The sequence below is a fragment of the Bombilactobacillus sp. ESL1202 genome (genome assembly GCF_058107125.1).
The window spans coordinates 1,822,986-1,835,779 of the sequence record NZ_CM176590.1; the positions used below are offsets into that span (position 1 = coordinate 1,822,986).

3 protein-coding genes are annotated in these 12,794 nt (G+C 36.5%); all 3 read left to right on the top strand.

Going from position 1 to position 12,794, the window contains the following annotated elements:
* Positions 1-1,069 precede the first annotated feature (1,069 nt).
* Positions 1,070-1,357, top strand: a complete 288-nt coding sequence (locus AC3B7A_RS08200; RefSeq protein WP_489755610.1) for a hypothetical protein — start codon at positions 1,070-1,072, stop codon at positions 1,355-1,357.
* The gene (locus AC3B7A_RS08205; RefSeq protein WP_489755611.1) at positions 1,242-11,318 is read left to right on the top strand and encodes an SLAP domain-containing protein; all 10,077 of its coding nucleotides are present in this window, start codon (positions 1,242-1,244) and stop codon (positions 11,316-11,318) included. Before AC3B7A_RS08200 ends, AC3B7A_RS08205 begins: the two co-directional genes overlap by 116 nt.
* 159 nt (positions 11,319-11,477) lie before the next feature.
* Positions 11,478-12,422, top strand: coding sequence for a hypothetical protein (locus AC3B7A_RS08210; protein ID WP_489755612.1), 945 nt, complete (start codon positions 11,478-11,480; stop codon positions 12,420-12,422).
* The last annotated feature ends 372 nt before the right edge of the window (positions 12,423-12,794 follow it).

Genomic DNA, 12,794 nt, shown 5'->3' on the forward strand with positions numbered 1-12,794 from the left:
GGAATCATAATAACACTTAAAATTATTGTTGTTATAACTATGTTTTTTCGAGGAACAATACTTAGTAAAAGTGAAATTATAATGTTTATCAAAGTCAAAAATAAACTAATTGTTGAAGAAATATCTCTGTAAAATTGCAATTCGTCGATTTTACTACTTATCTTTTTATTATTCGAATAAATACGTTTTAGAGATATTATCCTATATTGTTTCTTCAATTTATAAACACCTCAATGGTTTTATGTACTTATAATAAGGCTTGTTTTGTTTAATTCGCAAGCATTTTTAAATAAAAACTGATTAAAGTTTTGAATAATCAGAGATTTATTACAACTAATCTTGTAATAAATGTGGTAGTGGATTTTTACGTTGCCTGATTTAGATCATTATGATTTAAATGCAACTACTTTATTTGTACTAGTTAATTCGAAGGAAAAGATCTGCTAAAAAGCAGGTCGTCAGCAATTATATTAAGAAAATTGAACTACTTCAGATATCTTTTTGAATTGGAAGCACTAATTAAGTTGGAGGTTCTACAAACGTTACGATGGTAATTAAAAACCAAATTAATTGATTAGTCTTTGAATGTTTAAAATTAACCATAATATTTGATGAATTCAGAACAAAATTTGAGAATAGCCTATATGATTTAAAACGCAGTTAGTCTTTTTGGATGGACTAAAAAATAGGCATTTTATCCAACGCTAGTGTTGGAACTTAATAAAAACTTAAGAATCTTAAGAAAAACTTAACATTTAGATTTTTGCTATTTTTAAAAAAATCGTTCACAAGAATAAATGTGATTAAATCAACATTGACCGCAAGTATGTGAAAAAATAAAACGGTCATTTTGTGTGATATATAAATCACAATGGTCTTTTTTAAGAGTTTTTTGTCAAATAAGGTTTGATTTATCACTAATTAACCAATTATAATATGAAATATATGAGAGATTAAGATTATTTATAGATTATAACTTGATAAATTATTTATTGAATTCAAGTTAAACATAATCAAAATCATTTCCAAAAAACGTAAATATTTTAGACGACCAAAGGAGCGTATTCTAATGCATCGAAGTAAAAGATTGTTAGCAACCATGGGCGTGACACTATTCTCATCAACATTGTGGTTAACGGCTAATAAAACGACCATTAAAGCCGATGAAGTTAATGATCAAGGCAAGTTTGATCAAGCAGCACCAGGAGAAGAAATTCAGACAACCGATCCTAGTGAAATAAATGGCAGTAACAATCGACAATCGACAATCGACAATCGACAATCGACAATCGACAATCGACAATCGACAATCGACAATCGACAATCGACAATCGACAATCGACAATACTGCGGATAGCAGCGTAAACGAATCAACTAATAACAATCAGCAAGTAGAGGGTGGTACTACTGAAAACAGTACGACTAGTTCAATAGGTAGCTCTAATGTAAGCGATAACGATGATGCCAATATAAGCTCTAGTAATAATACAAGTGACAGTAACGTTAACGAAGCAAATATCAATTCTAATCAACCAACTAATAGTAATTCTGGCAATAATAACAACCAAACTGTAGTACATAACAATAATGATGAAACTACAAATCCAGAAATTGCTAACTTAGCTGAAGATGGCGTTGTGAAGGTAGACACTGCAGATGAATTCATTACGGCATATAAAGATGCAAATACTAAAACAATTATTTTAACCAGCAATATCTTGATTACTTCTACTTCTCTATCCGCGGCAGCTAGTTCTGATCTAACAATTGAAAGTGATACTGGCAGTAATTATATACTGGAAAGTTATGGCTCCTTTGATATTGCAGGTACACTGCGTTTTAATAATTTGCAACTTTATGATAGGTCTTATCTAATTCAGGGATTACATGATGGTTCTAAGTACTATTTAAATAATGTTGCTATTTATTCAATGAGTGTTTTTAAAGATGGTAATCTTTTTAACAATGAACTTCACTTATCTGGAAATATAACTGTCGATAATTTAACTCCCTACGTTTCACCAATAAATAATACGCAAATGAATTATGTAGGGGCTTGTAGTTTTGCTTTATCATATACTAAATTGTTTTTTGAAACTAATTGCCAGTTAGATATTAAGACTGGATATCTTTTTTATGTTCCGAAAAATAGTTCTGTGGAAATGAAATCTGGCTCAATTATTAATGCTCATTATAAAGAAAAAACTAATAGTGGAGATTATTTTATTGATTTGGATGGGAGTTCCATGATTTTAGATGAAGGATCTAAAGTTAATATTGATTTTCAACCTGTTGATCAATTAAATAGTATTACTCCAATGTTAATTACTAGCAGGTCTCAGCTAGTAATTAATCAAGATGCCAAGTTTAACGTTCATACTAACAGTTATTTAGATCCACAAAGAGGAGCAGTATATTTATCGATTTCGAATATTACTGTCAACAAAGGCGGGACTTTTCAGATTATTGGTCAAGATATGAAGAATTATGCTGGTTATTTATTAAGAATAGATAATGGTTGTCATTTCAATGTTTATGGAGGATCACTTAAGATTCAAACCGATGGTACTGGTCGTCAAATTTTGTTAGATGCTGTTGTTTCTCCTGTAAATATAATTGATCCTATAGAATTTCTATTAGATGCTACTACCAATAATCAAGCTAAGTTGATTGGAAGTGAAACCTATTCGAATAAATTTAACCTTTATAATGTCAATTTGATTACTGAAGATAATATTTTTCCATTGAATAAATTACAGTTTGCTATGTATGATGGTGATGGTTGGTATAATGACTACATTAGACCGATACAACTCCTTGCTTATGAGAGAACCAGTGAAATTGTTGGACCTACTAAAGATATTGAAAATAAAGTAAAGAATATACTTGATAATAATAAATTAATTGGTGGAAAAATTGAATTTAGAGGAACTGGAGTTGATACTGATTATGACAATTCGCTAGACTTTGTTCTAAATTCAACGAAATTGTCTTTTGATAAACAAAAAATCAAAGGTAAAACTAATCTAGGCAACGCTTTTATTAAAGTTCAGCTCAAACATGTCAATGGAACGACAATAGATTTTCCAGATAATTTATTGGAAAGCAACGGTGGTTGGCGTAATGAAAAATATTATATTACCCACTCCGATGCTGATGGCAACTTTAGTTTTTCCTTACCCGCAAATATGTTACAAAAGGGTGATCATCTAGTTTTAACTGCTAATAAAGATTTTGTAGACAGTCCGGTTTTAGACTTCGACCCTGAAGTTACTTCTAACATGGAAGGCTTAGCTGATGCAAAACAAGATGCCTTGACTACTTTACAGAACTACCATGATAGTAGTGAGACTACTGCGGATAATTTAGCTAATATTACGGGACAAACGGATTTAATTAATGCCATTAATGGGGCGTTTGATACGGCTTTACAACAAGCAAAAGCGTTAGTTAGTCAAGTCGGCGATGATGACGTTGATCCTGCTGATCCTGATGGTGGCCCTAATCCTGCTGCCGCTTTAATAGCCGCTATTAATAATGGTAAAGCCTTGATTGATTCGGTCACAACTTTAGCTAACACTTTCAATACTGATCAACAAACAATTAAAGCTTTCCAAGACCCTACCGGGCAATTAAACGAAACGCAAGTTAATAACTTTTTGACGCAAGTTAACCAAGCTTTGACTACGGCAACAAGTGCTTATAATACTGCTAGTGATGATACTGGTCGCCAAACAGCCTTAGATAAAGGCAAAGCTGCCATGGATGCCATTGCCGCCTTAGCTACGCGGTTAAATACGGATGAAACAACGATTAATGATTTAGGTGGTGCGGATGGTTTAACTTCCGATCAAGTTTCGAATTTAAAAGATCAGGCTAATACAGCTGCTAACAATGGTTTAGCCGCTATTGATACGGCACAAAAAGATCCAGAGAAAGATAAAGATGATGTTACTAATGCGGCCGCTACCGCTGCTACTAGTGATCCGGCTGCTGATATTGCGGCAATTGTCAGTTTAGCGCAAGCTAAGCATGATGCCATGCAAGCTATTACTGAGAAGTATAATACGGCTTTCAATACGTTGCATAATAACTTGGCAACCTTAGATACCACCGCTAAACAAGAACCCTTCCAAACCTTAATTGATGCGGCTTATAATCAAGCTAAAAGTGACATTAATAGTGCTACTGACCAAACAGCGATTGACAAAGCCAAAGATCAAGCCGTCTTAGGTATTACTCAAGGCTTGGCTCAAGCCCAATTGCAAGATTACGTTAATCAAGAACTAACCGTCATTGGTGACTTGAATAATTTAACGCCTGATCAAATTACTGCTTATCAAGAACAAATTACTAGTTCTGATCCAACCAAGAATACGGCGCAATCAGCAGCCGTGATGGCAATTAACCAAGCTACGAGTGAGACAGATGTGAATGCTGCTGAAGCTGCGGGTCAACAGGCTATTGAGAAGATTGTGACACAAGCTCAAACGGCTAGTCAAATTGGGGATTGGTACAATACCGAAAAGGAAAAAATTACTAATTTAGGTGACGATAAACAAGGGCATTTAACAACTCAAGCGCCAGATGAAGATCATCAGTCCCAAGTTGAGACATTATTGACACAATTAGAGAATGCTTATCAAACTGTTTTGCAGGATCTTGCTAATAATGGGGCTGCTTTTGACACGACAACAGCACACCAAAAACTAACGGCGGTGACGGACTTTGCACAAAGCATGAGTGATGCAGTGCAATCCTTAAATACAGCAAAAGCGGATGCGCACACAGATTTGGATAATTTGAGCCATGCTGATTTGCTGGATCCCAAGAACAAGTTGAGTGGTCAAATTGATGAAGCTTATACAACAGCAGTTAATAATTTGACGACCGCAACGACGGATACTCTGGCTGATTTGAAAGATGCGGGGACTACGGCCATTAAGCAAGTTTTGGAATTAGTTAAAGCTCAAGATGATGAGTTAAATAAACTTGATGGTACACAGACTAATGATTTAGCAGCGTTAAATGCTTTAAATCAAACTAATGGTGGCCAATTAACGACGGAACAATTGAACCCGATTATTACTGAACTGAATCAGGACTACCAAACTGCTCAAGCTGATATTATTGCTGCCACTAATAAAGATACTGCTAAATTAGCACGGAAATTAGGGCAAATGCAGCTTAATGATGTTTTAAGTTTAGCTACAGACAAGAATGCTGCCCTAAATGCTTTACAAACTGCTAAAACTGCTGCTGATACGGCAGTGACCAATGCAACTAATTTGGTAGATCAGAAAGACACACTCACAACGCAGATTAACAAGATCTATGATGATGCAGTTACTGCGGTTTTGGCTGGTGAAGACGAAGATGACTTAGACACGGCGCAAGAAAATGGCGTTACGGCGTTAAATAATTTAGCCACTTTAATTACCAAGAAGAATCAACTTTTAACTCAGTTACAAACCGATTATGATACACAAGTCCAAGCCATTAAAGACTTGGCTGAAGGGCAAGCCAATAATCATTTAACTAGTGGGGAGGAAACTAAACAAGTTGAACAGCTCTTAGCTTTATTATCAACAGCTTTAACGACAATTAAAACCGATTTGCAGCAAGCTGATACTTTGACTGACGCTTGGTTAAGCAGTGAAGAAACAACCAATTGTGCTCCGATTACCGCGTTAGCTAACAAGTTAAATACAGCGATGACGCAACTACAAACCGCTAAAAATGATGCCGAACAAACCGTCAACACTGATTTAACCGCCTTAACTAATCCACAAACTTATAAAGATAACATTGCTGGTGCTTATAATACGGCAGTTAGTGGTTTGGATTCTTTGATTGTCACAACCACAACCCAAGACCAAATTAATGCTACTGTTAATACGGGCTTGAAGGAAATTGCCCAGAAGTTAGCTGGTGCGCAACTTCAAAATGGGGTCACGGCTGCTGTTAACCAAATTAATGGTTTAACGCATTTAACAAATGAACAAAAGCAACAGTATAAAGAACTAATTACAAGTTCTGATTCAAATACAGAAACCGAACAAACTAAAGGGCAAGCCAACATTGACAGTGCTACTGATGCAACAAAGGCTGCTAGTGCTTATCAAGCTGCTCAAGCAAAGATTAACAATATTGTTAGTCAAGCTACAACTGCCGATAAAGTTACTGATTGGTACAATACCGAAAAGGAAAACATTACTAATTTAGGCGACAATAAACAAGGGCATTTAACAACCACAGCGCCTGACGCCGAACATAAGTCACAAGTGGATACCTTAGTGGAACAATTAGGTACGGCTTACGATACAGTCTTGAGTGATTTAGAAAATCCTGGGGCAAACTTCAACGAAGAAACAGAGGAGCAAAAGCTCACGGCAGTAACTGGTAAAGCAAGAACCATGAATACAGACATGGGTAAGTTACAAACTGCTTACCAAACAGCTCAAGCAGCGACAACTGCTGATAAACTAAGTCATTTAAGCGAAGAGAAACAGGGGTTGTATCAAGGCCAAGTTAAGACAGCTTATAACAATGCAGTGACAGCTATTACCAATGGTACTGATGGTGCGGAAACCACCGGTGAAACGGCGTTACAAAAAGTGGTTGATCAAGCGCAATTGGCGGAACATAAAGCTGATAATCAAAGCCAATTAGATAGCTATGCGCAATCTGCGAGTGACATAATTGGTCATTTGACGGACACCTTGCAACCAACAGATATTCAAAAGTATCAAGATCAAATTACCAATACCACTGATGGCGCCCAAACGACAGCAAATCAGAATATTGAGAAAGCTGATAGTATTGAAAATGCTGATAAAGCTTTAAGTAATGGTAAAACAGCAATTGATGCGATTGTTACAGCGGCGCAAAACTTATCCGGTAATTTAAGTAAAGTAGCTGGTTGGTATAATACTGCTAAGGATAATATTAATAAGTTAGCTGCAAGTAATAATCAAGGTGGTTATTTAACTGGTGCTGTTGATTCAAGTGATCCTAGTACGCAAGTTGGTAAGTTATTAGCTGATTTAGCTAGTGCTTATGAACAAGTTAAAACGGATGCTGCTAAACCAGGCTTTGATAGTACCCAAGAACCGAGCTCCTTAACTGATGTTGTGACTAAAGCTCAGGCTATGAATACGGCTATGCAAACAGTAGAAGCCGCTTATCAAACAGCCAAGGATGCTTTGAGTAATTTACACCATCATGATGATTTGGTTACTGGTGATCAATTAATGACAACTTTAGAGCAAGCTTATCAAACCGCTCAAACTGATTTAAGAGATGCAACTACTGCCAATATGTCGGCGCAAACTACTGCTGAAGTGACAAATATTGAGGGTGTAATTGCGTTAGTACAAGACCAGGCAACGGCTTGGGATGATCTGGAAACCATTTATAACAATGGTGTGAATGACTTAAATGGTGCTGCTGGCAATCACTTTGGTGATAACTTAACTGCGGCTTTGAAGAAGTTGAAAGACCAATACGATACTGAAGTTGGTAAGATTAAAGCTGCAAGCAAAAAAACTTTAGAATCTATTAGTTCCTTAGCGCAATCTAATGTCCGCGACTTGTTGGCCGCTTTAAAAGAACAAAATACGCAATTAGGGGCATTAGCTACTGCTAAACAAGATGTGGAAACAGCTTTAAGTAACAGTAGTGATTTAACAAGTGCACAACATGATGTTTTTGTCAGTTCCATTAATACAACATACAAAGATGCTGTCAATGATGTCTTGGGTACTACAGATTCAACTGCTGCTCAAGCTAAGGGGCAAGCGGGAGTTGACGCATTACAGAAGATTAAAACTACAATCACCCAAAAAGCTACAATTATGCAACAGTTACAAAGTGACTACAATACTGCAGTCAATCACATTAAAGAATTAGGTGACGGTACCACTGGTCATAACCTAACTGGTGGTACGACGCCAACTGATGAAGCTCAACAAGTTGGTAAGTTATTAGCTCAGTTAGCGGCAGCGAAGACAACGATTGAAACTAACTTACAAAATGCTACTGATGTACCAGAAAATTGGTTAACTGATCAAGAAACAAAGAACTTTAAGCCAGTAACTGATTTAGCTGATAATATGAATACGGCCATGGGTGTGGTTAATTCAGCTGTTACTGCCGCTAATACTGCTATTGGTAAGTTGGATCAATTAACTGACCAACAAGCTGGCTTGAAACAACAAGTTACAACGACTAAAGACCCAATTGTTGAACAAATTACTAATGCTACGACAACGACTGATTTGAACCAATTAGCTCAAAATGGAAAACAAGCTATTAATAAGTTACTGAAGTTACCGCAGGCTCAAAACAAGGCCTTAACAGCCTTGCAGACACAAATTACCACCGCTAAGAATCAGCTTGAAACCACAGCTGGTTTGACGGCTGCGCAAAAGACACAATTTAAGGATCAATTGAATCAAGCTAAATCTGCTTTAACTACTCAAATCAAGACAGCAACGAGCGTTGAGGAGACTCAAGTCAAGACGCAAGTTATCACAGACTTAACTAATTTAGCGACAACTTTAGGGCAAGCCAACAATGATTTAATTGGTTTAGCGAATATCAGTGCTGAGCAACAAACTGATTTCTTAAATCAAGTCAATACCGCTGCTAACACAGCCTTAACTGGTATGAAAGATAACACTAAGGAAACTACGGCCTTTGACAAAGGTACCGCCGCTATTCAAGCAATTGTGGCTTTAGCTCAACAATTAGCTGCTAATAAGCAAAAGATTAATGATTTAGGTCAAGGCGACAACAAGTTAGACCAAGACCAAATCAATCAATTACAACACCAAGCTGACCAAACAGCAACTAATGGTGTGAGTGCCATTGAAACGGCACAACAAGATTCCAGTAAGACGGCGCAAGATGTCACTAATGCTGCTGGTCAACAAAATAATGCATTAGATCAATTAGTAGCGACTGCTAAACAGAAGCAGAAATTACAAGCAAGTATTAACCAAGCGGTCAATGATGCCAAGCAACAAATTCAAGATTTAGGTAAACCGGACAAAGACGGTCACTTAACCGCTGATCAAGTTAATAATTTATTAGAGCAAGTCACAACCGAACAAACAGCGATGTTAAATGATTTAAATGAAACCACCGATGTTACTGAAAGTTGGCTCACGCAAGAAAAACAGAAGTTACGGCCAACGTTAGACTTAGCCGAGACGATCAATAAAGCCATGCAAAAAGTTGATCAAGCAGCAACGGCCGCTAATGAGGTAATTGCGGGCTTAAATCATTATCAAGCTGACCAAGATAACTTGAAACAAGACGTGCAGAACCAAAAAACGCAGGCGATTGCCGTTATCAATCAAGCAAGTTCGGCTGCTGCTATTACCCAAGCCGCTAAAGATGGTGTAAAAAACATTAAGCAAGTAACAGACTTGAAGCAACAACAAAATTCCGCTTGGAATGCTTTAGCTGATGAGTTAAATCGTGAACAACAAGAATTAGGTAGTTTAGCGCAAGGTGGTAATTTAAGTAGTGACCAAGTTAACCAATTACAACAACAAGTTACAACTGCTTATGAAACTGGTTTAAGCCAAATTAAACAGGAAACGGTGGCCAATAATATTGTTGGTGAACAACAACAAACCATTGAGCAAATGAAACAACAAGTCACTTTAGCGCAACAAAAAGCCCAGGCAGTGCAACAGATTAAGCAAACGCAAAAACAAGCCCAACAAGCTTATGATGCTACCAAAGCTTTGAATGAAGAGCAACAAACGGCTTTGCAGAGTCAAATTAGTCAACAAGCCACAGCAGCCATTGATCAAATCTTAGCGGCAACAGATCAAAGTGGTGTGGATCAGGTTCAACAAACCGGAATTACGCAATTAAATGACACTAAGACTTTGATTAACCACAAGAACCAAGCGATGCAGGAATTAAAGCAAACCTATCAAGAAGAACAAGCCAAGATTAATGGTTTAACGCATTATAAGGATCAAATTGACAGTTTGAATGGTTTGTTGGAGACCGCTTATCAAGCAGCGCAAGGCAGCATTACTGAAGCTAACTTGTCAGAAGTTGATCCGCACAAACAAACCGGAATTGAAAACATGCAACAAGTGGTTCAAGTGACGAAAGCTAAAGATGATAGCCTGACCACTTTAGAGCAACATTATCAAGATACCACGGATCAGTTGAACGATTTAACTGACTTAACACCTGAACAAAAAGACGACACTCAACACAAGGTGGATGCGGCCTATCAAGCGGCCAAAGATCAAATTGATCAAAGCCAAGGTGTTGATGCTGCTCATGCTGCCGAAGTAGTAGGGGAAAATAGTATCTCTGATGAAGTGGTTAAAGCCCAAGTGGCGCAAGCTAGTGCGGTTGCCATTAATGCCATTCATCAAGCAGCTGATCAAGCGGTTAAGAACTTAGAGAACAATACCAGTTTAGACGCTGATAAACGCCAAGATCGGATCTTTGCGGTGCGGCATGCTGAAAGTGCGGGCATTGACCAAGTGCAACAAGCGACAAGTGTCGCAGCCGTTAACCAAGCCCAAAATGATTGGATTCAACGCATTAATAGTTTAGCGGGCACGGGTAGTGTCAACTTAACTGATAATTTAGGTAGTGGCTTGAGTCAAAGTCATAGCGTTCGCAATCCGGGCATTGCGATTGTTAAACCCGATGTCACGGGTGGTTTCATTCACTTGTATGACCAGCAAGGTCACCAGTTGGAGCAAGTCTTAGCCGCCAATACTGATTGGAAAGTCGATTATATTTATACGCAAAATGATGGCACGATGTATTATCGCGTAGGTGCCAATGAATATGTTAAAGCTGACGATGTCAACTACACTAAGATTGGTAAACGGCAAATCATTGATGGAGTAATTACCGTGCAACCAACTGCGGGTCAAGACTTCATCACCGTGTATAGTGATCAAGGTGCCGCGCTGAAGCAGCAATTGCCAACGGGCACACAGTGGTTAGTTAATGCGCAAGAAACATTAGCTGACGGACAAGTTTATTATCAAGTCGCTCCACATCAATATGTGCGAGCCCTTGATGTTACGGTCATGACAACCGCAATTGTCACGAAGCCACAGAACGGAACCTTAATCTTGAAAGAACAAGCGGCACCGATTTATCATTATCAACCACAAATTGGTTTCTTAAGTCGCTCCACAGATAAACATTTAACTCGTCAAGCTACTTGGAACTTTGATCAAGTCCTAACGGTTAATGGTCATCGTTATTATCAAGTTGGTAATAATGATTGGGTGAAAGATGTGGATGTTAAATTGAATTAAAGTTAATTAAAATAAAAGAAAGTTTTCCGTAAAAAGAAGACTTTCTTTTTTATTTGAAAGTGTCAAACAACAAGTTGAAATGACTTTTGTGAGATTGACATAGAAAGTTATCAAAGTTAACTAGCGCCGCTAGATACTTCAATTTTTTGGGGGAGAAAAATGGTATTAGAAAATGCACATCTGACAAAGGAATATGATCATTTAAAATATGGTGAAAATGTTGATTCATTTCAGGCAAGAGAATTAGTTAGAAACGGTTATGATCCTCATGATTTTGTTTGTAATAGAAATAATAGAGTTAACGGTGGAAAATGTCAGGCACCAATTTTACTAGCGGCTCCTTATAGCAAAAAAGTTAGTCCTTATTTTAAAAATATGCCGGATGCAATTACTCAACATACATGTGATATTAATCAAGTAAAACAAGCTCAATTTCAAAAGAATCATGAGCAAGATAAAGTCTATCAGTCTAGACAAGCATTTTTAAAATTTTATAAGAATACTTTAGATAAAGAAAGTAAGACATTCATGTCTAAAATTTCAGGTGCTCCAAGTGATACAGTTAAAATTATTACTAGGAATCAGACTAGTTCGAATAAAAATAAGAAGATTGTGATTCGTCACCCTAGTTTAAATACGCTTAGGGCTGTTGTTAACAATAAAGATACAGAACAATTACTTGAGAACGGAAGTACTATTAAGCTAAGTATACTCTTTGATAAAATAGAGAATTCTAAGAAAAAGCATTATTTACCGGATCCTAGGTTAATGAATATTTGGTACGGAAAGATTCAAATTTACGAAGAGAAAGATAAATTTGGTCTAGTATACTATAAGCTATTTGTTATTTATCAAAATATTGAAGGACGAACTATTTCTATGTTCTTGAATGAAAAGCAGATGGAGGAACTTTTACCTGATTTTACAAACTTTATTTCCAGAGGTAGTAGCAATGATCCTAATAAAATTCGACATACTCTTGAGTTATATACGACTGAAAAAGCTCAAACAAGCTCTAACGGTAAATATGAAAATATTAGGATAAATAAATTCTGGAAGCATTTGTCTTCTAGAATTTATATTCGGCCGTGTTCTAACAATTAGATTTTTAAACTTAAAAAGTTACACTACAGAAAGTATTATTTTGAGAGGCTGGGACAAAAGTCGCTTAGTAGTTGATTAATAATGTTTAAATTGCCAAATTCGAACTTGATTTGGTAAATTTAGCAATATTAGGCACCAACTGCTGACTGATTGTTCCAGCTCCTTTTTATATCCAATAAAATACATTAGATAGTTCTCCTTGATTTCTATATTGTAAAATATAATTATTTCATTAGATATATTTTGCTTTTTTACATAAATATTTATTGCTATTTATATTAAAAAACACTTTTGACGACAATATTAAGATTTTTGTTTTGTTGAGAAAAAAATAACAGCTAGATTATTATTTAGTGCCTAAAAATAGACGGA

Excerpts from the sequence above, each read along its gene's own strand:
- AC3B7A_RS08200 (WP_489755610.1), top strand. The coding sequence starts at position 1,070 with ATGCATCGAAGTAAAAGATTGTTAGCAACCATGGGCGTGACACTATTC.
- AC3B7A_RS08205 (WP_489755611.1), top strand. The coding sequence starts at position 1,242 with ATGGCAGTAACAATCGACAATCGACAATCGACAATCGACAATCGACAA.
- AC3B7A_RS08210 (WP_489755612.1), top strand. The coding sequence starts at position 11,478 with ATGGTATTAGAAAATGCACATCTGACAAAGGAATATGATCATTTAAAA.